We start from the raw sequence: 24141 nt of genomic DNA on the forward strand, positions 1-24141 counted from the left end.
AGTGTTAACAAAATTGAAGGGTTTATGGACATGGAACACGGAGCTATATCACAACATTTTATATCGACACCTAAATTCGGTGCTTGGAAATTGGTTTTTACGCTATGCTCATTTTTTCTAGTGATGCAATTAGTTGGTTGTAATGCGATGCACACTGCGGTGAAAAAGCGGGATTTAAGAGTTGAAACTAAAATGAGCGACTCTATATTTCTTGACCCAGTCAGTCAGGACAAGCGTACAGTATTTTTACAACTCAGGAACACATCGGATAAGCAGGATTTAGTCATCGCTAACGAGATACAAACTGCATTACTGTCAAAAGGCTACAAGGTTGTTAATGACCCAGATGCAGCGCACTTTTGGATCCAAGCGAATATTCTCAAAGCAGGCAGAACAACCGCTGATGAAAATCGGGGAATTTTAGCCCAAGGCTATGGTGGGGCTGTCGCGGGTGCTATTGTTGGTGCTCAGTTTGGTAGTGGTCGAGGGCAAGCAGCAGCAGGCTTGCTTGGCGCTGCTGCAGGCTTTGTTGCTGACGCAATGGTAGAAGATGTTTATTTTAATATTGTTACTGACTTACAGGTTTCTGAGCGCGCGAAATCTGGTGTTGAAGTACAAGAAGGAAATAGAGCTAAACTAAAGCAAGGTAACTCAGGCTATAAATCAGTAACTTCAAACGAGGTGACTGACCGTAAAAAGTATCAAACACGGATCGTTTCTACAGCGAATAAAGTAAATCTGGAATTCGTTGAGGCTCGACCCAAGCTAGTTCAAGGTTTAGTAAATTCTATTTCGGGCCTGTTGTAGCTAGGTGTGCGGTAATATTGGAAATATAGTTTTAGCATGGAAGTAACGTGCCAATACTATATTTCCATTTATTTTTAACTGTTATAGCGAATAGCAGACACCCATCATAATATAGATGCGAATTGTGGTGGGGTCTGTGTTAGTGCTTTATTGGCTTGTTATACAACTTTTAACTCACGAGTCCAATCTTTCCATGAAATCGACTTGCCCGGTAGTGCTATTTTTGAGAAAGGCCACACTGATTGAAGCCAATTTAAGACAGTCTGATAAAGTATTTTTTCTAACGCAATACTATCATCTCGAATCCACAAGTAGACTTCGCAGTCATAATTTAGTGAACGGCTTGGATCTATATAAACAGAGCCTAGGCATTTTTCCTTTGAATTGTTAAATATGGAATATGCAAAAGCATCCCTTGATTCAAATTCTTGTTTATGAATCTTTAAGCTTTCTATATTTTCTTCGAGGGTCATATTAACTTTAGGCCACTCAGTTTCAGGGCCAAATATTCCTTGTAGCCTTTTTTGACTGGACATTACTGCTTCAAAGTCTAACTCAGCAACTTCTTCTTCAAGCACTCTGAAGTGAAAATTTTCACTATCAAAAAACGTCGGAGGCTTGAACGATTCAGGAATAAAAGGGTTGGGCATACTCTGGGCTATCCGTAGTTGTATAAAAATTTAGTATTTATGCGACATGCAGTTTGTGTTGCATAATCGTTTGTTGGGTTGAGCCGTCACCTGCTCGGTGTGACAGAGTTGGTGTCGTTTATGCTATGGACTTACTTAGAAAAAAATAGGCTTTTTAGAGGCTTTAGCGCTCTTAGTTAGTTTAATCAGCTTAGCTATTTGTTATGTAAGCTTTCCTTGCATTGCTCAGCGCTTATTATTTATTCATTACACCTAAATTTTCCTTAATAAGCAATTATATTTTTTAGACGTACAGAGGCCGCTAGCCTGAGCAATTAGGCAGGTTAAATAATATGATTAACACTCAACTTTTGATTTATAAAAGCTTTCTAACTTGTCTAAAAAGTCGTGCAGTTTTTGATTCATTTCGTCATAGTTATGGTTCAGCAAAATCTCTGGCTCATCTACAAATCGATACTGTGAAGCGTCATTGAGGTCGTCATTTTCAATCAGTGATGCGACGATATCTTTGGTAAATTCCATATGGCACTGAAAACCGTATACTAGGTCTCTGTAGGCGACAATTTGCCTTGGGCACCCCGCGCTATATGCAATCACTTGTGATCCATTGGTGAGCCCTGGCATATCATTATGCCAATGACCGACATCCAACACTTTTCCAAAATGACTAAATAATGGATGTGTCATCCCAGCTTCCGTCAAGCTTATCGGATATTTTCCTATTTCACGTTCAGGGCTAGGTTCAAATGTTGCACCTAATGCTTCACCAATGAGTTGCGACCCTAGGCATATACCAAGCACGACTTTTCCGGCGGTAATCGAGTTCAAGATGACTTCTTGCTCACCTTTTGTATCGAAGTGTGGGCATTGCTCAATAGTTGTCGACGGATTTTGAGGTCCTCCCATTACAATCAAAAAATCTAGGTTTTTGGCATTTTTTGGGAGTGGTTCGCCTTGATAAACTCGCGAGTAGGTAATGGTATGGTCGCGTTTATTTGCCCAAGATTCATAGGCGCCGGGCGCTTCAAAATGTTCATGAACGATAAAGTGAATATGCATCTTTGTGCCTTTTAATTAACGATAGGCTGTAGATGGTATATTAAATTTGGATGGCGTAACTTATACTAACAGACGTTTAATGTTGATAAGTCGCCAAGATGCAAGCTAATGACCTCATCAAAGGTTCTTCTGATAAACAAATCGTAACTAAAACGACGAATATGGCTTCTGGCTATATTGATGACTTCCATTCACATTCGTGGCATCAAATTGTGTTTCCTTTGCAGGGGCTATTACAATCGAGTATCGGCGATAAAAGCGGGATTGTTCCTCACAATGGCATGCTCTACATACCCGCAAATACAGTGCATAAATCCATAGCGATTACGGATACACAGTTTTTGGCGATTTACCTTAATCCCGACAAATATGTTCAGTATGGAGACGAACCAAAATCCTGTTTGGTAACGCCATTTATTAAAGCGCTCATTTTGTTGCTATTTGAAAACGAGACGCTCACTCAAGCACAATCCAATATCACACATTTGTTAACGGTATTGCGGGATCAAATCACGATCGCAAACCGTTATGAAATACCCCTACTCATACCTACCGATAAACGCCTTTTATCCATTTTCTTACAGCTTAAAGAGCAACCGGATCTACCATTTACTTTAAAGGAATGGGCAACAAAAGTGGGCGCTTCTGAGCGCACTTTGTCGCGATTGTGCTCAAGAGAGTTTTCTCAATCATTTTCACGGTGGAGACAAAATGTGAGGTTAGTTTTATCTTTGCAATTGTTAGGGTCGCAAAAGAGCATACAGGAAATTGCTATTGAGTTGGGGTACGCTTCTGACTCTGCGTTTGTTCAAGCGTTTAAGAAATTGTTCAACCAAACACCGAGAAAGTACCGAATTGCCAACTTACAGCACAACGTAAATTTATTTTGAGCAACTTCTGCTACTTTCAGATTACTTGCGCTAGAGACGAAAGTATCTTATCGCGAATGCTTTTAAGTTCTTCTCGCTTTATGTAGTCTAGGCGGGATTTGATTATTGGAGGCATTTCGCGATGTTGCGAATTCTTTTATGTGCTAGCTTAGGATTAGCACCAAGTTTTGGGTTAGTTGCCAAAGAGGTAATGACCCCAGATAAGCTTTGGCAAGTAAAGCGCGTGAGTGCGCTTGGATTATCTAAAGACAACACCCATGTGATTTATCGAGTTACAACGCCAAACGTTGAAAACAATGACTTTGATAGCAAAGTTTATCAAGTGCCGTTAAAGGGTGGGGTGTCCCAGCTTTTAAGCGCGTATCAAGGGATATTGTCAGACGACAACATTTCACCAGATGGCAGCAAAAAACTATTTCATGACACTGTAAATGTTGAAGCTGTGTTAGCCACGGATAGACACAAAGCGCTTACGCAAGCAGATGCGTATGTATTTGATGATTTAAACTACCGCCATTGGGATACCTGGAAAGACGGCAGTGTTAAACATGTGTTCTATCAGGATCTAATCACAGAAGAAAAAGTCGACATTATGAAAGGGATGCCTTTTGATAGTCCGACGTCACCATTTGGTGGTTCAAGCGATTATGTTTGGGGTCCAAAAGGTGAAAATATCTACTACGTCAGTAAAAAGCTGACTGGCGCAGAATATGCGAGCAGTACCAACACAGATATTTACCGTTATAACTTAGCCAGCAAGAAAACCACCAATCTAACCGAGCAAAACTTGGGTTATGATAAAAGCCCAGAGTTCTCGTCGACTGGGCAATTGGCTTTCTTACGTATGGATGAAGCGGGTAACGAGGCGGATAAAAATGACATTATCGTTAAGTTGGGTAACAGAGAAATCAATCTAACTGCGCATTGGGACGGTACGGTAAGCAGTTTTGAGTGGAGTCATGATGGTAAGCATATTTATTTTATTGCACCTGTTGACGGCACAATCCAGCTATTTCAAGTAGCGGTGAACACCAAAACCAAAGCTAATCCAAAAATTCAGCAGCTAACTAAGGGCATGTTTGATGTAAATAGCATTGTTGCTGCCTTAGACGGTAAGTTGGTGGTTACTCGCAATAGCATGAATCAAGCAAAAGAGATTTTCCGCTTTGATCTGAATAGCAAAAAGCTTGTTGCGCTGACAAATGTGAACGAGGCGTTTTATGCTGATTTGGATTTACCGAACGTTGAAAAGCGAATGGTGAAGACAAAAGACGGCGAAGACATGCTAACTTGGGTTATCTACCCACCTAATTTTGATAAGCGTAAGCAATATCCAACACTGTTATACCTTCAAGGTGGTCCACAGTCGCCGTTATCACAGTTTTATTCCTTCCGCTGGAACTTCCAAGTGATGGCATCACAAGGCTACATTGTGGTTGCGCCAAACCGTCGTGGTATGCCTGGACACGGTGTGAAATGGAACAAAGATATCAGCCAAGATTGGGGTGGTAAGGTAATGCAAGATTACCTTGACGCTATCGACGATGTTGCGAAAGAGTCATACGTTGACAACAAACGTATCGCGGCAGTTGGTGCGAGCTTTGGTGGTTATTCTGCGTTTTACTTAGCTGGCAATCATGATGGCCGCTTCAAAACCTTTATCGCGCACTGTGGCATTTTTGATTTGCGCAGTATGTACGGCACAACCGAAGAAATGTTTTTTGTGAACAACGAATTGGGTGGCGCGTACTGGGAGCAAAACAATGCGGCCATCAACAAAGCATACAATCAGTTTAACCCAATTAGCTATGTGGATAAGTGGGATGCGCCTATGTTCGTGATCCATGGTGGTAAAGACTACCGTGTACCGCTGAGCCAAGGGATGCAAGCTTTCCAAGCCGCTAAACTACGTGGCTTGAAAAGCCGTTTCCTTTATTTCCCTGAAGAAAACCACTGGGTACTGACACCGCAAAACGGAATAGTTTGGCAGCGTGAATTCTTCAAGTGGTTAGAAGAAACTCTATAATTGATACCACTACTGTCAACAATGTAGTTAGCCTGAGCTTCGGATAATTAATGCCTTTCTAGCAGCCAGTTTTAGCGCTAACTGCGTTGAATTCACTGCCAATAGCCAGCTATTGGTGCGTAAATTAGCCTTGCCTACAGGATGTAGGTACCTTAGCGAGAGCAGGACGCGGAAGCGGTGTTATCCCTAAAACTATCTGGCTAGATAAGGGTATAATCTAATATGGTATTAAAAACAATGAGTTAGATAATTCCTTATCCAAACCTCAGGTTAGTTAAGAAAATGCCAGATCGCACAGTGTGTAGTCTGGCATTTTTGTTTTGCAGTTTAACCTTGGTGCTGCGCTAGTATTGTCGTGCCCAAAAATTGAATTAGTCAACGGAAAATAGAAGGAAAATTAAATGATTAAAAGGATAATAAGTAGTTTTTGGTTACTTATGTTGGCTGTGAATACGCAGGCAGCTGAAGAAGCGTTAACGATTGATAGTGTAGTGCCTAACAATATGGAACTGGCTTTTCCGAATGATGCCAATATTTACCCAGATATCAGTGACTTCAAGGTACTTAACGCGGTACTAATGAGTAACGAAAACGGTGAACGCTGGGCAATGATCACGATTAAAAACCAATCGAGTGGGCGTCGGACATTAACACAAAAACACCTGCTGGCACTAACAGCAAACGGGCAAAGGATCGCGCCGATGAAGCTTTCTGAAAGTTTTGCTGGCGGTGAAACGCTTTCACTCACACTGGCTTCGGTGAGAACAAGTTTCCGTTGCTTAACGTGTATACGCGAAATTAATAAGCCTTCGTAGCATCACTTTTTACAACCATAGTCACTGTGCTAAACGTTGCGACTTAGGTAACCATGTTTGTTAGCACCTGATATTTAGCCTCTTACAAACTCCCATTGAGCCACATCAGCAATTCATCAATTAAAAATAAGCAATGCATCAAGTTTTAAAAGTTTTTATTTCATAAGCTTAGCCAAAAATGGAGAAAAGCATGAAAATACTTTTAAAAAGTTTGATGTGGTTAAATTGCGCGTTGTTTGCGTTAGTTACTCACGCTCAGATAGCCTCAAAATTACAGCATATCACTGTGAGTTCAAAGTTAGTGGGAGGGCCTGTTGATGTACAAATATATTTGCCTTTTGATTTTGATGTTAACCGAAAAGAGCCATACTCGACGCTTTATACAACTGCGGGAGAGAGTCGTTTTGATGTACTGAAAGCTGAAGTGGACTGGTTGAGTCACACTAGTTTTTCACCTATCCCGCAACTTGTGATTGTGCGAGTGCCCAAATTGAATTTTGCTGGGGCTGACAAGTTATCTGACCAAGCGTATTTTGCCTTGCTAGCTCGCGTGTTAGCAAGTGAAGTTGAACCAACATTGATACGGCAGTTTAATCTTTCGCCGTTTAAAGTCATTGAAGGGTACTCAAGCAGGGCGGCGATTGCTTTGAATTTATTAGGAAAGATGCCCGGGTATTTCCAAGGCGCGATATTGTCTGCGCCAGTTTGGAGTCAACTTCCCAAGCAACTAAAAGAAGATATTAGTGACAACATCGCCAAGGGCGAACTTACCAATAACCTATATATCAGTCTTGGCAGCTTTGACGAAAATAGGCCGTTTTTTGCTGCGCTCGCCGTTTCAAAACGACACCAACATTTGATGTTGGAAGACTTAAGTCAACATCATTATCATGTAGGCGCACAGCTAGCGCTAAGACATGGATTACAACATATTCTTGGCGCAATAAAGCTTCAAGATTATGCTCAATTTGACAAGTCAGGCCTGAATGGGTTGCGAGAATATCACCAAAAACTAGAACAGCGCTATGGGTACTCGATTGATATTAATGCCAATCAGCTTGCTCTAGGGCAATATTTATTCGCGCAAGGCAATACAATACTTGGAAAAAACGCGTTCGATGAGCTACTTACGACTATGCCTAACTCTGTTATTTACAATTTACGTTATGGGCAGACTCTTTTGAATGCGGGCGATACAACACAAGCAACACTTCAGCTAAAGCGTGCCTTGCTGCTAGCAAAAGAGCAAAAAAATGAAGAAGCCAAACAGTATATTGAACAAGTATTGTCTCGGCTTTAGCATTATTAAGAGTGATATAAAGGTGGCGCACATGTGTGAGCCACCTTTATATTAGTGGTTTTCTGGTTCTGTTATTTTTACTTTAACTTGGTTTGCGCTAAGTGTTTTTGGTGAGTCAGCTAAAATCTTAAAAGGATGTAGTTGAACATCTGTGATCAAGCGAGTCTGCTCGTCAGATTTGCCCAATATGTCCAAAACTTGCGTGTTGACGTTATAGCGCCAGATAGTCGCCTGTTTGTCGGGAATAATCAGCTCATTCCCACGTAGGTAAAAACGCCAATGCAAGGTAATTTTGTCTGTTATTAGCTGTGGTTTGAGCGAATTGTTGACGAGTACTTTTAAGTTTGGCTCATCTGGTGTGGCTATATAGACAGTACCGTTTTTCTGTATTTGTGCCCAGTGAACCTGCCCCTGATAAAGTGGCTGTTTATGGTTGGTTACAGGGTCGAAAAGTACTAGCTGTTTATTGCCAAGATCATTGATGAGAAGGTAGTTACTTCCTTTTATTTCAATTGATTGCATTATAATTTGCTTTTCAAATAAAGCAGGGAAAACTTCAATGCCAGTGACTAAATTGATTTTTAGTAAGCTTTGTTTTGACGCTGCCCACAATTGTTTACCATCTTTTGTCCAGATAAAAGACGAGATATGTCCGTTATGGGTGAGTGGGATCTCTTGCTGCTCTTGCTTTAACCAAACTTCACTGGTACCTGTACGATTAGAGAGAAATGCAATGGCATTTCCACTTGGTTGGAATTGCCCTGATAGCTCGTCGTAGTGGCTGATTGTAAGTCGGCTTGTAGAGTGGTTGTCTTGAATATTAATCTGCTTTTGTTCTCGGACTTGTGTCGCTAAGTAGTTGTTATATTTAAGATATTCAGTGATGTAAAACGATTCTGAGCCGATTGCAGGAATGGTTTGTACAAGCTGGAGGTTTTGGAAAATGTAGAGCGCAGATGCGGTTGAAAGTATATGTGTTGTATCTGGCCCATTTACTAGCACCAGCGAACGATCCAATTCTACACCAGACAATTTTTCTTGTTGAAGAAGAGAAAGCTCGTTTTCTCTGCTAATTATATAACTAGAGAGATAAGCCTCTTTATCTGGATCTTGGGTGAGTAAAGTAAGTTGACCCTCATTAAATGAGGACGCTAAAATTGTTGCAGTTATAGGTAAAGAAGTAAATGTGACTGAATCTGAGTGCGGAGTAAAAAGGGCATACCCGTTATTGGCGATAAGTAACACTTGATGACCAACCCAGTAGGCTTGCTGTACTTCGCTATTCAAGCAAGGAGAGATCACTTTTCTGGCAGCAAACCTTGGTAACACGACGATAGCTTGATGACACTTAGCTTGTGATTTTGTTTTGCGTGTTTCAATGAGTACTGCTTTTTTACCATCTTTGTTAAGCTGAGGCTTGCCAACAAAATCCAATGCACGGGTAACTAACTTAGTTGTTTGGAAATCCAAATCCTTTACTTTTAGTTCCGCTGCTTGCGGCGTTCTGGCCACATATAACAACCTTCTACCTGAGGTGAGTGTCGCAGTGCTTTCCAACTCCAATCCGTAGCTTACAGGTGTAACCTCTGAAAGTTGGAAATTAGCTTTTGGCATAGTTGAATAGATAAACAACATACCGAAGAGGGTGATGAAAGCTGCGAAATAGAGAATATAGGTTCTCAGCTTTTGGCTTAAATTAGTATGCTGATCCCCAACTTGTAAACGATAGCCCTTTTTATGAAAAGTCTGGATAATACGTTTATCACTATCCCCAAGTAGTTTTCTAAGCTGAGCGATACATCGTTGAAGTGCATTTGGGGCGACGACGGTATTTTGCCATACAGAATTAAGTAGGTGCTCTTGCGTAACAAGCGTTCCGCGATGCTGATACAGTATTTCAAATACCGCCAGCACCTTTGCCTCTAATTTGATTGTCTCATCAAGGTAGATAAGTTCACCCGTGGCTAAGTCTAGCTTACGGTTATTGATTGTTATCATTATTACTTGGGAACAGCAGTCGATACAGCTAGTCTATCTTGTATTGCCTATAAAAATAACCCATCAAGAGTTATTTAACTTTAACAACCGAACCTTTATTAGAAAATTGGATCAGCAGGGTGCTGGTTCATTTTGAATTATAAACAGCCCCCTATTAATCGCGCTTGGCAGCCAAACTGCTAACTGCGCTCTCAATACTTGAGTCTCCATATTCATGCGCTTAGCACAGTAGGTTATTGCTTCTTGATAGCGCAGCGGTTTTTCTCTCAAGTGCAGTAATAAATCCGCTTGCCAGTCATTTAATACATTCATTTTGATGCGATATTGTTGGCGCGATATTGCAATATGCGTTTGCTCAGGCGTTGGCAAGGTGTACGGTTTTGCTTGCTCAAGCTGGGTTATAAGAGGAAGCAAAGGGTAATCGGTTTGAATGAGTTGTACGGATTCTGGCACCGACATGACAAAGTCTTCGGCAATGCCGCAAAGGAGTTCAATCTCGTTTATTAGCGCTGTTGATTTCTCGGTTTCCGGTCCTGATTTTAACAGTGCAAGCGCTTTGGCTCTTTCAAACTTAGCCAGCTCTGAAGGCAAGCTAAACATAGCTTGCTGGTGGGCATTAAAATCACCGCTAGGTTTAGTGTGTGCTAAAAAATCAGCGAAGCGTGAGCCTAGTTGATGTAGTGTCCAAGACTCTGAGGGTAAGGTGACAATAAAGGCTTTGGCGAAGGTGTCGAATACTTCATCGCCCATAAACTGGCAAAGTAGAGCAAACTCTCCCCGAAGACATTCTACTAAACGCATCACATAGCCTGCAGCATAGATGTCTACTCTTCTCATGGCTCCCAGTGTTTTGTTACTTTTTACACAGTCATGCAGCGTTAAACCATGCGGATTTGCAGCGGTATTGAGCTTTTGTGGTAGGTCGCCTCGTACCATTAAAACGGTGCTAAGCCACTGCTGAGTTTGCGTTAAGTCTGGCGTTTTCATTATGTTAATTCTGCTCGCTCTTTGACGATTGGAGTTGACAGCGCGTTGGTGTTAGTAACGGTATCTTGCTTTGGAATATGCCCTGTCAGTACCAGTTTTGCTTTACTTAACTCATCAACGAGTTCTGGAAAACTGGGAATATTGGCATCCCATTCTAGTAGGGTAGACACGCCACCCGTTAACTGCTGCGCCAGTTGGTAAAGCTGCCAAACCTTGGCGGGTACTGGCTGGTCATGAGTGTCTATCAAACAATCACCGCAGTCGCTAGGACCGGCAAGATGGATTTGAACGATGTGCTCATGGGGGAGCTGACGAATAAACGCTTCGGCGTCAAATCCGTGATTAAAGCTACTAACAAAAACATTGTTTACATCCAACAGCATACCGCAGCCTGTTGCGGTGACTAACTCACTAAAAAACTCACTTTCAGTGAGAGTTGAATGTTGAAATTCAAGATATGTTGATGGGTTCTCAAGTACCAAAGGCCGCTCTAAAAAATCCTGTACTTGGTCAACACGGTTGATAACGTGTTGTAGGCTTTCGTCAGTTAATGGCATAGGTAGGAGATCGTGACTATTCAAACCAGCGAGGCCTGTCCAACACAAATGATCGGAAATAAGCTGTGGCTTAACGAATTCACTTAACTCCTTAAGCTTGCTTAAGTATTCAAAGTTAAGTGGGTCACTGCTACCAATATTCATTGACACACCATGCATCACTAGCGGGTATTGTTCCTTTAACTGAACGAGGACATGCCGACCATAGCCGTGATTATCTATATAGTTTTCACTGATGATTTCAAACCAGTCGACGCCAAGTGATGTACCGCGCTCTAAATGGGACATAATAAAGGGATAGTGCTGGCTTCTCAGGCCAACACCAAACCCCAAGTCGGTGAGTTTTTCGATAGCGGACGCAGCAAGCTGCTGCGTCCGAATTGGATTTGTCATGCTATCTTTCCTATCAAGTTGATGGAGGAAGAGCTAGACGAATATCTGAAGGTTTTGGCTTCTCTTTAGGTTCGCCATCTTCGTTCAATAAACCATTGGCATTGCAGTATGCTTGCCAAGCAATATCGTATACGGCATCCCCTTGTTTATATGGCATTAGCACATGATCTGTAGATTGATCGGTTGGAGCTTGTTGGCCTTTCGGATAAGTGTAATCAATAGCAGAGAAGCTGTTATCTTTTAGGTTAAACTTAAATAACTGCATATCGTATTCTTCATCGGAAAGTTTTGGGAAGAGTTGAGAGGCTGAGATAGGCACCGCACACCCACCCAAGTTATTACACTTATTATCAGCAGGTGCACTTTTTGGCCCTGTTGATACGCTACCACCACAGCTACCGCCGGGCGTTGTGCTATGAACAAAACCACAGCCACCTTGTGCTTTACAGTCGTTACTTCCCTTACAACTGTGATAAACCTCAGGAGGAGGTAAGTCATCCGAACCTATGTTGGTATAGCTCATTCCTTGGCAGGCGTGATAAAGGGTGTTCGGATTTTGCGGGGCGATGCCCGTTACTAAATCTGGCGCAATTCCTGTGGTTGCCCAGCAAATCGAAATCCTATCGCCTGAGCCACCCATTGCAGGGCCCGGAAATTCACTGGTTTTACCCGACCAATAACGATCAAGTGCTGTAGTTAGACCTTTAATTGTGCCTACCGCAGATTGACTAAATAGCTTGTTTGTTTCCTGCGTTTTTTTGTCTGTTTCCCTAAGATTATTGAGCGCGTGCACTACGCTATCTACTGGTGGAAGTTGTGGGTTACTTACGTGAGCTTCATCACCGCCGTTGGGATCCAATAATGCCTTCGTCCAACTATTACCCTCAGCAAACCAAGTTGACCAAGTCAGGTAGCGTTCTTTATGAGCCGTTGTTGGTTTTTCATAACTAACAATGAGCTTCATAGTATCGGTGAAAATTTGAAAGTGGTCTTTATATTTGTTGGTTATTCGGGCACAGGCTGAACCGGACAATGGCTTGCCATCGGTGCTCTTATAGTCGTGCTCTAAAGCTTGTTCATTTGGTTGAAAACGTGCATCTACAGTGCTCGGGTGAGCTGGATTAACCGCACTTTGTAATTTACCCAAAACATTCTGGGCCCAAGATTCTTCTGCCCAGCGTAAACATATCATTTTTGCAACGCCGTCACCTTCACCTTGATCTGTGATTGCATTCACATTATTCATGAGTGCTTCTTTTAACAAATTATGTTCATTACTTGTGTCAAGAGAGCCCTTTATTTCAGGAAATTGGGCTTGATATGAAGCATCATCGGGACGTTCATTAAAGTAGTTTCTCTGTGCTCTAGCGTCGTTTGCTTCAGCCTTTGAAAGCGCATAGTCGAGTAGAGTTGTGTTATCATCATACTCAATTTGAATATAGTCCCAATAACTCAAGTACATGTGTCCAATTGAGCCGAATAGTGGCAAATCACTTTCGGTGTAATCCGGTTTCCACCAGTTGTATGGTGCTTGTTCAAAATATTTCGGCTGTTTTGTTTTTGCATCTGGCTCTAAAAACTGCGGCTGAATAATTTTTTTAGCGTTTTCTTCAGTCTCTTCTATCAGCATAAAGAGTAAGGTCTGTTCTTTATTCAGCTCTGTTGCGTTAACGCGCAGGTCTTGTAATGTTTTACCAGGAAAAATTTGTTCGAAATAAGCCTGAACTTCTGGGCTTAGCTTAGATAAGTCTGTAGTACAGTCTGCAAAGTCCAAAATATGTGGAATACCGCTTTGATTGTTGTAGCACTTCCAACCGAATTTTTCGTCAATTAACGCCTGACTGGTGAAGCTCGGTGTGAGCCCTAACTTACTCGCCATATTAGAAGCGAGTTGCAGATGCAGCATCTCTTCAATAAATACACTATAAACACCATTAAACACCTGTTCATTGACATTAAGTTCAGAATCACTAAAACCAATAAACCTGTCTTCTAAATCGTAGTCGTAAGGAGACAATCGTTCTGAAGGTATGTATCCTGCAGTCGGACCAAGTCCAGGCCAGTAACGGCCGGGATAGAGATCTGAAGAGTCCGCAATCTGGTGTGTACCTTGAATCGAGTAGAGGCCGGTCATATAAAGTGGGATTGTGAATAACTCCACGTTAATCGCAGCTTGCGCAATTGCTTTCAGACAAGATAAATCAGCAGCCTTATACTCGCTACTGCGCGCTTTAATTTGTTGTTTTTGTGCACTGCTTAAGAGGATGTTGGCATCAATCTCTTTATCTACTTCTACCGATGGGCCTGTTTTGTTCTGCACATTCATGGTTTGCTCCTTTGTGACGGTGAACGTTGTGCAATACCACTGGCTTAAATAAAAAATAAGTTAGGATATAGGATATTTATCCAAGACAACTCAAAATTTAAGCAAGTTGATGACGGTGAGCGATGAACACTCGTTATAAAAAGTAGTCGTAAAAAGAGATAAGATCGATTACGAGATATTACATGGTGGTAACTTTTTTATAACTTATTTAAGGGGCACAAAGCGAATAAGCTGAAAGGGATAAAAGAAGTGGTTTAAAGTCAGAGCCTTAAACCACTTTGAGGAGCTAGTAACGCGCTCAGAACTTAGATGGTGCAGGAGGCACTGTCAGTGTTTTCTTCGGGCTATCTTTTAACTCTTGCAGTAGCTCTTTCACTGCACGCTCGACAGAAGGATCTTTACCTGCATGAACAAGTTCTGGTCTATCGATCACTTCGATATCAGGGCTGACGCCTTCGTTCTCTATAATCCAATTACCATCGTTATCTAGAATTCGGAAGGTTGCAGCGATAACCTGACCTCCGTCAACAAGACTTGGATTGCCAGAGATCCCGATAAGACCACCCCAAGTGCGAGTACCAATCAGTTTGCCAAGGCCCGCCTGACGGAAGTAGTAAGGTAGAGCATCACCGCCCGAACTTGAATAACCATTGATAAGCATCGCCTTTGGACCATCGTGTGCAAACGAAGGTGTTTTTGTTGGTTCAACACCACGGCGTTTCCAATAGTTAAGTGGTTTACGGGCAAGCCAAGTGATCATGTGCTCAGGGATAAAGCCGCCACCGTTATAACGGTCGTCGATGATCAGCGCATCTTTGCTCGTTTGTGGCATAAAGTTCTTAAATAATGAACGGTTACCATCATAATGAGTATTTGGCAGGTGAACATAGCCAATCTTACCGTTTGATAGTTTATCCACATAGTCTGCGCGTGATTGAACCCATGCCATGTAACGTAAGCCTTGCTCGCTGGCGACAGGTTTTACCGTGGTTTTCCAGCTACCATCAGAATTTGGTGATTTACTCAATACCAGCTCAACTTGCTCGCCTTGGGTGTTCTCAAGTAGCTCGTAGAAGTTAACCACGTCTTTTACCGAGCGGCCATTTACCGAGATGATGTAGTCTCCCGCATTGGCATTCACGCCAGTTTCATCGAGTGGTGAACGGTAGTCTTCATGCCAGTTCTCACCTTTGTAGATACGCTCAATTTTTACGTAGCCAGACTGATGAGCGCTTATTTCTGCGCCAAGTAAACCATGCTTTTTGCGCTCGGCTGTTGGGACATCACCAGATTGTACGTAAATGTGACCTGCGTTGATTTCACCCGCAATTTCGCTAAGTACATAGTCTAAGTCGCTACGGTGTGCGACAGCGCTGGCAAGTGGTTGATACTTTTCCAAGATAGCATCCCAATCTTGACCGTGGTGATGCTCGTCGTAGAACCAGTCGCGTAAGGTACGCCAGCCTTCTACATACATTTGTTGCCACTCAACTTGCGGGTCGATTTTCAGTGTCATCTTAGATAAATCAAGCTGACTGGCTTTTAAATCTTGCTTTGGCTTTGGTGCAATTACACTGAAGTTGTTACCAGCGCGAGCGATCAGGTGCTTACCACCAGCGGCAACTTTATAGCTGCTTACGCCTTCGGCGACGGTTTCAAGCTTGCTATCTGGTTCCGTGCCGAGGAGCTTTAACGCACCGTCAGTTAAGGTTAGTACGCCCCCTTCAACACCTGTAAGCGCACCGTAGTTACCCGCTGGGGCTGAGAGTGATACAACCCGCGACATAAAGCCGTTGGCCTCAATGCGATTTGCTTGTTTTTCGCTGTCCTTTTTCGTTTCATCGTCTGATTGAATGCTTAACTCATCACTTTCAAAGGCATTAAGTGGCTTAATCTCACTATTCACCGCAACGCTATAAATGCGTGTGGCATTATTAAACATATAATCAAATTCATAGCTGCTAAAGGTGAGGTTATAGTCACGCTCAGAAGTGAAATAAATGTAGTTACCGTCAGGCGAGAAAGTAGGATTACGCTCACTGGTCATGTTGTCAGTCAGTCGAGTGACCTTTTTATCTTCGGTATTATAGTGCCAAAGCGAGGCATAACGGTTTTCATTGTTTTTAACAAAAACAATATCTTCACTGTTTGGTGACCAAGTATATTCGGTTAGACCATCTTCGTCGTATTTGGCGGTATCAATTTTATGCATATCACCAGATTTCGCATCGACCCACCATAGCGTGTGGTTTTTATCTGCAAAGAGCAGTTTGCTGTTATCAGCCGACCAAATTGGCGTAAAGCGCCAGATGGTACCGTTGTCGGTTAACTGAATGGTTTTGTTGTTATTTGCTCTATCTTTGAGATAGATCTCATATTCACCTGTTTTATCGCTCATGTAGGCAATATAACGGCCATTCGGTGACCAGCTTGCTTCAATTTCACGGCCTTCTGGTGTGTAAGAGAGGTTACGAGTTGGACCCTGTTTTACTGGGACTGAGAATAACTCACCACGGGCAGTAAACAATGCACGCTTACCATCGTGTGATATATCCATAGAATCGATAAAGTCGCTAACGTTTTTACTATATGGCATGGCATATTGACGCACACCAGCAACATCGATTTTTAGCTTTTTAGTTGTCTTTGTCGCTTCGTCAAAGCGATATAAGTAACCGCCATTTTCGTAGACAATGGCATCTGGTCCGGCTGATGGCCACAGCACGTCAAAATCTTTGTGGTCAGTCATTTTAACCGGTGACTTGCCATCGCGATATTTATAAAGGTTGAGCGTGTAGTCACGATCAGACACAAAGTAAATACTGTCATTCACCCAAGTTGGTTGCTGATCTGTGGCTTTGTCAGTCGTGAGTTGTTTAGACGTATTGTTTTCAAGGTCGTAAATCCAAACATCCTGTGCTCGACCACCACGAGAGCGCTTCCAGGTTCTAAACTCTCTGTCGATTGGCGTGTAAACATACTTGCTACCATCAGGGGAAAGCATACCTCCGCCAGTTTCTGGGATGGCCATCGGCTGCTCAAGTCCACCTTCTACTGGTACCATATAGGGGCGACCCATACGTTTGCCCCACGGTGTTCGATTTGCTCTAAAGACGATATGTTTGCCGTCAGGCGTCCAATCCATCACACGGTAATCGAACCCACCACGAGGAGGCATTTGCCCAACATCGTTGTAATAAGTGAGTTGCTTTAATCCTGAACCATCAGCATTGATCACATAGATTTGACGGCTGCCATTATACTCAGCGGCAAAAGCGATTTTGCTGCCATCTGGAGAGAACTTAGGGAAAGTCTCAAAACCAATATGGTCAGTCAGACGTTGGCTTTTACCTGTGTTGGTATTGGCAATATAAATGTCGCCAGCATATACAAAAGTGACTTTATCTTTGTGAATATCTGGAAAGCGGAGTAGGCGGGTATCTTCGGTCTGATACGCTGAAACAAAAGGCGCGGCTGCCGCAGCAATGGCGAGCACGAGTGTTTTTATCTTCATCATAATATAGGCATTTCCGTTATTATTTTGATACATAATAACGCTTGATAAGCGAAATGCACCCAATTTAGATGAGTAGCTTGTTTCAAAATGTGAAAAAACACCCCAACGCGGAGTGTGGTCGCGAAGAGGTGTTGAGTAGTTGGGGGAGGTACAGATGTACCTCAATCATGTGTTGATTTAGAACTGAGCAACAAAAGTTAGGTTGCTTGTTTCACCGCCGTCAGTGTCAACTACACTACCTTTAAGGTAGTAAGTGTCGTTGAAGAAGTATTTAGCTTCTACTGCTAAGTCTGAATCATATGAACCTAGACCAAGCGCAAAGTTGCGAGTGAAGTAGTAGTTTGCAAGCACGTTTGTTACGTTGTCGTCAAAACCATCAGTATCAATACGGTTGTGCTCTAAGTCGATTGTGAAGTAGCTGTCACCACCAACGTGCATGAAGTAACGTGCACTTAGGTTTAGGTAATCAAATTCGTCTTCAGTTTCAACTGTGAAACCGATGTAATCTGTAGAATTTAGTTCGTGATTGTACTCAGCTTTGAACCAAGTGGTATCACCGTTTTCAAACTCTTCTTGGCGAATGCTTAGCTTTAGGTTGTCGTTGTAAAGGTAACCAAAACCGAAAGAGTAATGGTCGTCAGCTTCGCCAAGATCTGCGATGCCAGCAGTTACAAACCATTCTTTAGTGATAAAGCCTTCACCACCAGCAGAGAAAGCATTTGAATAATCATCGTTAAAGTAACTTACGCCTACATTGCTGTCCGTATCAAGGTAGCCAAAGTCATCCCATACGCCTACTGATTCTTGAGGTGCGAAGAAATAGCGAGAAGAAAGCATCAGTGCGCGGTTGTCAGAGCCATCATAGTCATAATCTGTGTAACTAGCGGTGTTGAACCACTCTTTTTGTACGTTACCAGTGTTAGCCTGAGCTGCTGCTGAAACAAGTAGTGAAACAGCTGCGATAGATAGTAGTTTTTTCATAGTCATCCCTTTAATTTCCATATATTGAGCTACATCGACTCAACGGCGCGCATGGTAGTATTAGAAATCTGAACGGAAGCTGACAATAATGAAAAAAGTTTGGATATTGGCAAAAAAGCTGAGACTTAATTATGCTTTTTATCTATAAGATAAACATAAAGGAAGAGAACATGACGAATTCATTCCATGGTATATCAATAGGCACTGAGCGCTTTGGAGATGATATTTATCTCACACTTAAGCCTACAGGTAAACTCACTCATGAAGATTATGTTGTTATTACACCAATAATCGAGAGTGCACTGAAAGCAGTAACAACGCCTAAAATCTATGCATTTCTTGATGCGACTGATTTTGAAGGCTGGGAGCCAAGAGCCATCTGGGATGACTTCCGACTCGCCTTTGAGCATAGCACTGAATTTGCCAAAGTAGCAATATATGGCGGTAAAAACTGGCATCGACTTGCTGCAACAATAGGTAACTGGTTTGTTACTGGTAAAGTGAAGTATTTTGATGATAAAGAAGATGCGCTGAATTGGCTTAATGAGCGAGAATGATTAAAGTTGAATTAAATTCATGATTTGTGCGCTGTGGCTTGAGGCGCTAATCACGTGTGCAAAAAGTGGATTATTCAACCTATCATCAGTATAGTGAATTAACACCATTGGCTTTTGTCATAACGGCTTAGGAGCTTCAACTGTGAAAAAAATACTGATCACTGGTGCAAACCGCGGTATTGGACTTGCGTTAACTAAAACCTATCTGCAGGCTGGTTGGCACGTGTTAGCAACGTGTCGAGACCCGCTTATTGCTTCAGAACTAAATTCTCTTGCGCCAACTTTTCCTGAGCTCCAAGTATTTGCCCTAGATGTGACCAATTACGACCAGATGGAAGAATTAAGCGAGAAGCTGGCCCCTGTTGCCATCGATATTGTTATCAACAATGCGGGCATTTATGGGCCGAAAGACTATGCGTTTGGTGAAACTGATATAGAAGCGTGGCGAGAAGTGATGGAGGTTAATGTATTTTCCACCATGCGACTTGCAGAGCTATTTTACAGCCATCTTTGCAACGGCAATGAAAAGGTTTTTGCAGCCATTTCTTCCAAGGTTGGCAGTCACACCATGAATACCAAAGGTGGCGGCTATATCTATCGCAGTTCGAAGGCGGCGTTAAACTCAGTGGTAAAAAGCCTATCAAATGATTTGCTGGGTGAAGGGATCCGCACCGTTGCTATTCATCCCGGCTGGGTCCAAACGGAAATGGGTGGCCCTAATGCGTTAATTACCCCAGATGAGTCTGCAAATGGGATCTATTCCGTGTTATCTCATTTTGTGGATGCACAAAGCGGCGGTTTTTACGACTATAGCGGAGATGCTATTCCTTGGTAGTTAAACATTAGCTAACCTGCGCTGACACGAGAAATAAAAGATCCTGGCTACTTAACGAGACTGATGCATTGAGTAGCGCCCACATAGTAGTAAAGGAATGTGCATATAGTGGTAGAAGTTCAAAACTTAGTCTTCACGCGTCGTGATGGTGAAGTGAATCGAGCCGTATTAGATAAGCTTAGCCTCAGTATTGCCGCTAAAGAACAGGTCGCGATTGTTGGCGATAGTGGGTCGGGTAAAACTACACTTATCCATCTTATTGGTGGTTTATTAAGGCCTGATAGCGGCAGCATTGTTATTGATGGCCAAAATATTACTCAATTTAATGATACTGAGCTGGCGCTATACCGTCGTGGTTTGGGGATGATATTTCAGCACTATCAATTGCTTGCACCTCTATCTGTTTACGACAATATCGTTTTTCAAGCCCAGCTCAATCAATTGAACCCAAAGCAAAGCGATGTTAATGCGCTGGCTGAGCGATTGGGGATTTTGCATAAATTAACAGCCTTGCCTCAGCAATTGTCAGGTGGTGAGCAGCAGCGAGTTGGTATCGCACGTGCCATGATCAACAAGCCTAAGTTATTGCTGGCCGATGAGCCGACGGGAAACTTAGATGCCGCGAAAAGCGAAGAAGTGGTATTACTTCTACGTGAACTGTGCGAAGAGCAAGGCGTTAACTTGCTTATGGTTACGCACAGCCAACACCTTGCTGACAGCCTCGATAGAAAAATCACCATTCAAAATAACCGTGCTTATGGCTAAAACGATGGAGAGGCTGAGCGCGTTATCAGAAATTAGACTGATACTCACAGTTTTTATCCTGTTCTACAAAAGGCATCTTTGGTTGTTTTTGCTATTCGTTTTTGGCTTGTCCTTGGGTAGTGCTTTGCTTGGCTCAATTCGAGGACTAAATCAAGAAGCAACAGATCGCTATCAGCAAACCAGCGCACTTATTAACAATCCAATTAGCCACTTTGTTCGGCCAAGCGTAGGCCGCGAGCTGTTGACTGCCGATGTATGGACGGCGCTTCGAAACGCAGGAGTCGTATCTGCTGAGCCTGTTTTGGAAGGTGTGCTTACCCTGCCGAGCGGGAATAGGCTTCGCATCAAAGGAGTTAATACTTTGCAATGGCTGTCTGTGCCTAAAGCGCAATCACAGGGAGACAAGTTAGGCAACCAAACTGCATCGTTACAATTTGGATTTAGCACAATTTACGTATCTGACACGATGGCTCAACAGTTGTCGCTCAGTAGGCATGAAGTGATCAAGCTTCTTGATACGGATGTACACTTCGTTGTTGTATCGGAACTGACCGGTGATGTCGCATTAGCCGATATTGCATTAGTTGACCATTTACTGAATTCAGCAGGTCGAATAAGTTATATAGAGATCTCAAATGCAGTATTGGATGAGACAAAGGTTAGGCAGATTATTGGTGACAAAGCTCAGTTGCAAAGTGCACAAGCACAGTCATTCGACTCGTTGTCGAAGGCATTTTTCTTCAACCTGCAAGCACTTGCATTCCTAGGCTACGTAGTTGGCGCTTTTTTAAGTTTTAACGCCATAAAACTTTGTCTGCACGCAAGAAAAAAACTACATCAGCAACTCACACTACTCGGATGTATTCAAGCAAATGTAGTCGCAGCGGTAGTCATTGAGGTGCTCGTCTTAAGCTTGATTGCCGCACTGGTGGGCGCAAGTGTGGCTTTCTTGGGGGCAAACTTATTGGTGAGCGAGATCTCTATGGCGTTAGAGAGCCTATTTGCATTAGATAGGCGTTTACCGGTTCATTTCAGTTGGTTAGTCGTACTGCAAGCATTTGTGTTAAACCTTTTGGTACTCGCCAGTGTAGCCTATTGCCAAGTAAGGCCTCTTACTTTTTACAAATCTTGGCAGAGTATAATAGTGAGTGGAGGTCTACTGGCTGTGGCCGCTGGGTATTTTTATCTTGGTAGCGAAGCGCCATTTCATGCGCTTGGGTTATGCGTTTGCCTTCTGTTACTCTTTTTTATGATAACACCAGTGGTACTACGAGCTGTGTTTGAAGGCATACCAACTCAGCATCCATTAGTTAAATGGATGAAAGCAGACAGTGGCGAGCAGATCAGAGTACTTGCAATCAGTGTTTATGCTGTATTGCTTGCGGTTGGCACTTCCGTAGGGTTGCAAATTATGGTGAGCAGTTTTAGTTCAGCTTTGCAGATCCATTTAGATGGTCGCCTTAGCGCAGATCTATATGTGAGGCCTAGTGAAGTTACCGATGTGCAATATCAATGGCTCTTAAGCCAACAAGATATCGACAAGGTTGGTGTATTTTGGCGTGCAGAGATAAGTTATGGCCTGAGCTCACGTCAACTAGATACTCTACCTGCAAGTTTGATTAGCTTTGGTCGCTCTGGCGAACATCACTACAATCTTACGCTACTTTCGGGATCGCCTTCTAATAATGAGGTGCTTTACTATGATGCGAATAAGAACGTGAGTGGGTGTCTTGCTAATGAGCCAAGCAAATTATTGTATGGCGTAAAGATGGGCCAGCGTATTCGGTTGCAGCAAGGCAAAAAGCATATTAACTGTGAGATAACGGGTTTTTATTACGATTATGGTGAACAGCGCGCGGTGTTCGTCGCTGTTAGTGATGTAATTGAAAAGGCTGGGCTTAACTATGAAGCATATGGTTTTTCAATTGTTCTAAAGCCAGATATTGATACCGCTTTATTTAAGCAAAAGGTCATACAGCAACTCCATTTAAACGACTCTCAAGTGGTTCAAAATCAGCACTTTAAACAATACGCTACGCGTTTGTTTGAACATACGTTTTACGCAACACACGCGTTAAATTTAATGATAGTTGCTATCGCGCTATTTGGTTTGTGGGTATCATTATTGACACTCGGTGCTAAGCAAATTCAACCTTTGGCCATCTTAAAAACATTAGGCGTTACCACTTGGCAAGCGTTTGCCATTAAATTAGCACAGAGCGCTGTTATTCTGCTTGTGAGTTTAGTGCTGGCGACGATACTTGGGGGAATGCTCGGCTGGATTTTGCTTAAATTTGTGATGCCAATTGGCTTCGGTTGGACGATCCCTTTTCTATTACCTTATCTTGAGATCGCAGTCTTTATCACCTTCATTTTTGGTTTAGCTTTGCTGGTTAGTGTACTACCTCTACTCAAACTGAGTCGTCACGATACTGCGGATCTGTTGTATGAAGACTAATTATTTTATCGTTTTATTACTGCTAATCGTGGGAGTTGGCTGCACACCAGAGCTATCAGAAGCGCCTGCTTCAAAACGTGATTTTTTCAATCTTGAGTTGGGCGATCCGGTCTCTCCATTATATCAGTTAAGTTTTCCACGTGATCACGGCAGTCACCCGGACCAAGGCATTGAATGGTGGTATGTTACTGCAAACTTAAAAAGTGATTCAGGGCAAGAGTTTGGTGTTCAATGGACGTTATTTAGAACCTCAGTTGTCAGCGGTCAATATGTCAGTCCATGGTGGGATGGTGAGTTATACTTTGCGCATTTTGCAATTCAAGACAATATAAGGCACCAAGCATTCGAACGTTATGGCAGAGCAGGACAAGTAAAAATTCAAGCGGACCCATTTATCACGCAATTAGATAATTGGTATTTGCGCAGTGAGACGGAAACATTTTTTCCGTTAACGCTCCATGCTGAGGAAGAAAAAAACCGTGTTAATTTAACACTGAGAAAAAGTCCAATAGTGCTTCATGGGAAGAATGGCTACAGTGAAAAAACGTCCGACGGCCATGCCTCCATGTACTACAGCTATCCTTTTTTAAGCGTCTCGGGTGAGCTTACTTTTCAAGGTGAAACACATCAAGTCAGCGGTGACGCGTGGTTCGATAGAGAATGGTCTTCCTCGTTTATCAGCAAATCACAACGCGGCTGGGACTGGTTTAGCATTCGCGGTCAAGACAGGTCGAATGGTGCACTAATGGTATTTTGCATTCGTGATAGCCAACAAGTCTACAAAGATTGCCGAGGCACTGAAATTACAGCTGAGGGTAGCGCGACAGAAATAGCGCATAAGGATATTCAATTAAGTGTTTTGGAGCAGGTTTCATTAGATGGAGTAAGCTATCCATTTAAATGGCAACTACGGCTAAAGCACAGTCCTGCTATTCTGATCGAAACTATCAATCGTGATGCGAGAAATCAGCTGACTATCCCGTATTGGGAAGGAAGAGTAAAAGTGTCCGGGGGCTATACCGGTGAAGGGTACGCTGAGCTAGTCGGATACGAATAGCCCGCATTGGCTATACCGATTAACTTGTACCTATATTGTCTTTATATTTCCTAGTGAGATAGTACTAGCCCACAATAAACATGAATTTATCCTGAAATCTTGTTTTGACAGCGCTTTTTTCTGTCAAACTCAGTCCTAGAAAGCTAGACTCTAAGAATATCTT

The 24141-nt window shown here is 42.6% G+C and carries 17 protein-coding genes and 1 pseudogene; 10 read left to right on the top strand and 8 right to left on the bottom strand.

The window, feature by feature from the left end:
- Positions 1-30: 30 nt before the first annotated feature.
- Positions 31-807 (top strand): complement resistance protein TraT, encoded by a 777-nt coding sequence (locus tag EXT48_RS22115; protein ID WP_239982044.1) that lies wholly within the window; start codon positions 31-33, stop codon positions 805-807.
- Between the two features lie 158 nt (positions 808-965).
- Here the strand turns inward: EXT48_RS22115 and EXT48_RS22120 are convergent, their stop codons facing one another.
- On the bottom strand, positions 966-1457 hold the full coding sequence (locus tag EXT48_RS22120) for a hypothetical protein (RefSeq protein WP_130165809.1): 492 nt from the start codon (positions 1455-1457) through the stop codon (positions 966-968).
- A 336-nt stretch (positions 1458-1793) separates the two neighbouring features.
- Positions 1794-2516: a type 1 glutamine amidotransferase gene (locus EXT48_RS22125; protein ID WP_130165810.1), complete on the bottom strand. Its 723-nt coding sequence runs from the start codon at positions 2514-2516 to the stop codon at positions 1794-1796.
- Positions 2517-2614: 98 nt separating this feature from the next.
- On the opposite strand from EXT48_RS22125, the gene EXT48_RS22130 reads away from it, so the two are divergent.
- The 4 genes and pseudogenes from EXT48_RS22130 to EXT48_RS22145 all read left to right on the top strand — a co-directional run bounded on the left by EXT48_RS22130 (position 2615) and on the right by EXT48_RS22145 (position 7547).
- Entirely contained in the window at positions 2615-3406 is a 792-nt protein-coding gene (locus EXT48_RS22130) for an AraC family transcriptional regulator (protein WP_130165811.1), read from the top strand.
- A gap of 121 nt (positions 3407-3527) precedes the next feature.
- The gene (locus EXT48_RS22135) at positions 3528-5432 is read left to right on the top strand and encodes a S9 family peptidase (protein ID WP_130165812.1); all 1905 of its coding nucleotides are present in this window, start codon (positions 3528-3530) and stop codon (positions 5430-5432) included.
- Positions 5433-5833: 401 nt separating this feature from the next.
- Positions 5834-6234: pseudogene (locus EXT48_RS22140) on the top strand (hypothetical protein).
- A 203-nt stretch (positions 6235-6437) separates the two neighbouring features.
- Positions 6438-7547 (top strand): alpha/beta hydrolase-fold protein, encoded by a 1110-nt coding sequence (locus EXT48_RS22145; RefSeq protein ID WP_130165813.1) that lies wholly within the window; start codon positions 6438-6440, stop codon positions 7545-7547.
- A gap of 51 nt (positions 7548-7598) precedes the next feature.
- Here EXT48_RS22145 and EXT48_RS22150 read toward each other — a convergent pair whose 3' ends face one another.
- The 6 genes from EXT48_RS22150 to EXT48_RS22175 all read right to left on the bottom strand — a co-directional run bounded on the left by EXT48_RS22150 (position 7599) and on the right by EXT48_RS22175 (position 18306).
- Complete coding sequence (locus tag EXT48_RS22150; protein ID WP_130165814.1) at positions 7599-9545, bottom strand: winged helix-turn-helix domain-containing protein; 1947 nt, start codon at positions 9543-9545, stop codon at positions 7599-7601.
- Positions 9546-9656: 111 nt separating this feature from the next.
- The gene (locus EXT48_RS22155; RefSeq protein ID WP_130165815.1) at positions 9657-10532 is read right to left on the bottom strand and encodes a DNA-binding domain-containing protein; all 876 of its coding nucleotides are present in this window, start codon (positions 10530-10532) and stop codon (positions 9657-9659) included.
- Positions 10532-11482, bottom strand: a complete 951-nt coding sequence (locus EXT48_RS22160; RefSeq protein WP_130165816.1) for a DUF692 domain-containing protein — start codon at positions 11480-11482, stop codon at positions 10532-10534. Before EXT48_RS22160 ends, EXT48_RS22155 begins: the two co-directional genes overlap by 1 nt.
- Positions 11483-11495: 13 nt before the next feature.
- A complete protein-coding gene (locus EXT48_RS22165) occupies positions 11496-13808 on the bottom strand; it encodes a ferritin-like domain-containing protein (RefSeq protein WP_130165817.1) in 2313 nt (770 codons plus the stop codon).
- A gap of 298 nt (positions 13809-14106) precedes the next feature.
- Positions 14107-17358 carry a S41 family peptidase gene (locus EXT48_RS22170; RefSeq protein WP_205992132.1) on the bottom strand — a complete coding sequence of 1084 codons (3252 nt, stop codon included), beginning with the start codon at positions 17356-17358 and terminating at the stop codon, positions 14107-14109.
- 144 nt (positions 17359-17502) lie between these two features.
- Positions 17503-18306, bottom strand: a complete 804-nt coding sequence (locus tag EXT48_RS22175) for a putative porin (RefSeq protein WP_039496487.1) — start codon at positions 18304-18306, stop codon at positions 17503-17505.
- Positions 18307-18476: 170 nt separating this feature from the next.
- On the opposite strand from EXT48_RS22175, the gene EXT48_RS22180 reads away from it, so the two are divergent.
- The 5 genes from EXT48_RS22180 to EXT48_RS22200 all read left to right on the top strand — a co-directional run bounded on the left by EXT48_RS22180 (position 18477) and on the right by EXT48_RS22200 (position 23978).
- Positions 18477-18863 (top strand): STAS/SEC14 domain-containing protein, encoded by a 387-nt coding sequence (locus EXT48_RS22180; RefSeq protein WP_039496489.1) that lies wholly within the window; start codon positions 18477-18479, stop codon positions 18861-18863.
- A gap of 142 nt (positions 18864-19005) precedes the next feature.
- Positions 19006-19698, top strand: coding sequence for an SDR family oxidoreductase (locus EXT48_RS22185; protein ID WP_130165819.1), 693 nt, complete (start codon positions 19006-19008; stop codon positions 19696-19698).
- Between the two features lie 108 nt (positions 19699-19806).
- Positions 19807-20463: an ABC transporter ATP-binding protein gene (locus EXT48_RS22190; protein WP_130165820.1), complete on the top strand. Its 657-nt coding sequence runs from the start codon at positions 19807-19809 to the stop codon at positions 20461-20463.
- Between the two features lie 82 nt (positions 20464-20545).
- The gene (locus tag EXT48_RS22195) at positions 20546-22921 is read left to right on the top strand and encodes an ABC transporter permease (RefSeq protein ID WP_240703425.1); all 2376 of its coding nucleotides are present in this window, start codon (positions 20546-20548) and stop codon (positions 22919-22921) included.
- Entirely contained in the window at positions 22911-23978 is a 1068-nt protein-coding gene (locus EXT48_RS22200) for a lipocalin-like domain-containing protein (protein ID WP_130165822.1), read from the top strand. The genes EXT48_RS22195 and EXT48_RS22200 overlap by 11 nt, the downstream gene beginning before the upstream one ends.
- Positions 23979-24141: the final 163 nt, after the last annotated feature.

It is taken from the genome of Pseudoalteromonas sp. CO348 (genome assembly GCF_004208845.1).
GTDB classification, from domain to species: domain Bacteria; phylum Pseudomonadota; class Gammaproteobacteria; order Enterobacterales; family Alteromonadaceae; genus Pseudoalteromonas; species Pseudoalteromonas maricaloris.

Bases quoted from the DNA above. Each gene is read 5' to 3' on its own strand.
- EXT48_RS22115 (WP_239982044.1), top strand. From the start codon at position 31: ATGGAACACGGAGCTATATCACAACATTTTATATCGACACCTAAATTC.
- EXT48_RS22120 (WP_130165809.1), bottom strand. From the start codon at position 1,457: ATGCCCAACCCTTTTATTCCTGAATCGTTCAAGCCTCCGACGTTTTTT.
- EXT48_RS22125 (WP_130165810.1), bottom strand. From the start codon at position 2,516: ATGCATATTCACTTTATCGTTCATGAACATTTTGAAGCGCCCGGCGCC.
- EXT48_RS22130 (WP_130165811.1), top strand. From the start codon at position 2,615: ATGCAAGCTAATGACCTCATCAAAGGTTCTTCTGATAAACAAATCGTA.
- EXT48_RS22135 (WP_130165812.1), top strand. From the start codon at position 3,528: ATGTTGCGAATTCTTTTATGTGCTAGCTTAGGATTAGCACCAAGTTTT.
- EXT48_RS22145 (WP_130165813.1), top strand. From the start codon at position 6,438: ATGAAAATACTTTTAAAAAGTTTGATGTGGTTAAATTGCGCGTTGTTT.
- EXT48_RS22150 (WP_130165814.1), bottom strand. From the start codon at position 9,545: ATGATAACAATCAATAACCGTAAGCTAGACTTAGCCACGGGTGAACTT.
- EXT48_RS22155 (WP_130165815.1), bottom strand. From the start codon at position 10,532: ATGAAAACGCCAGACTTAACGCAAACTCAGCAGTGGCTTAGCACCGTT.
- EXT48_RS22160 (WP_130165816.1), bottom strand. From the start codon at position 11,482: ATGACAAATCCAATTCGGACGCAGCAGCTTGCTGCGTCCGCTATCGAA.
- EXT48_RS22165 (WP_130165817.1), bottom strand. From the start codon at position 13,808: ATGAATGTGCAGAACAAAACAGGCCCATCGGTAGAAGTAGATAAAGAG.
- EXT48_RS22170 (WP_205992132.1), bottom strand. From the start codon at position 17,358: ATGTATCAAAATAATAACGGAAATGCCTATATTATGATGAAGATAAAA.
- EXT48_RS22175 (WP_039496487.1), bottom strand. From the start codon at position 18,306: ATGAAAAAACTACTATCTATCGCAGCTGTTTCACTACTTGTTTCAGCA.
- EXT48_RS22180 (WP_039496489.1), top strand. From the start codon at position 18,477: ATGACGAATTCATTCCATGGTATATCAATAGGCACTGAGCGCTTTGGA.
- EXT48_RS22200 (WP_130165822.1), top strand. From the start codon at position 22,911: ATGAAGACTAATTATTTTATCGTTTTATTACTGCTAATCGTGGGAGTT.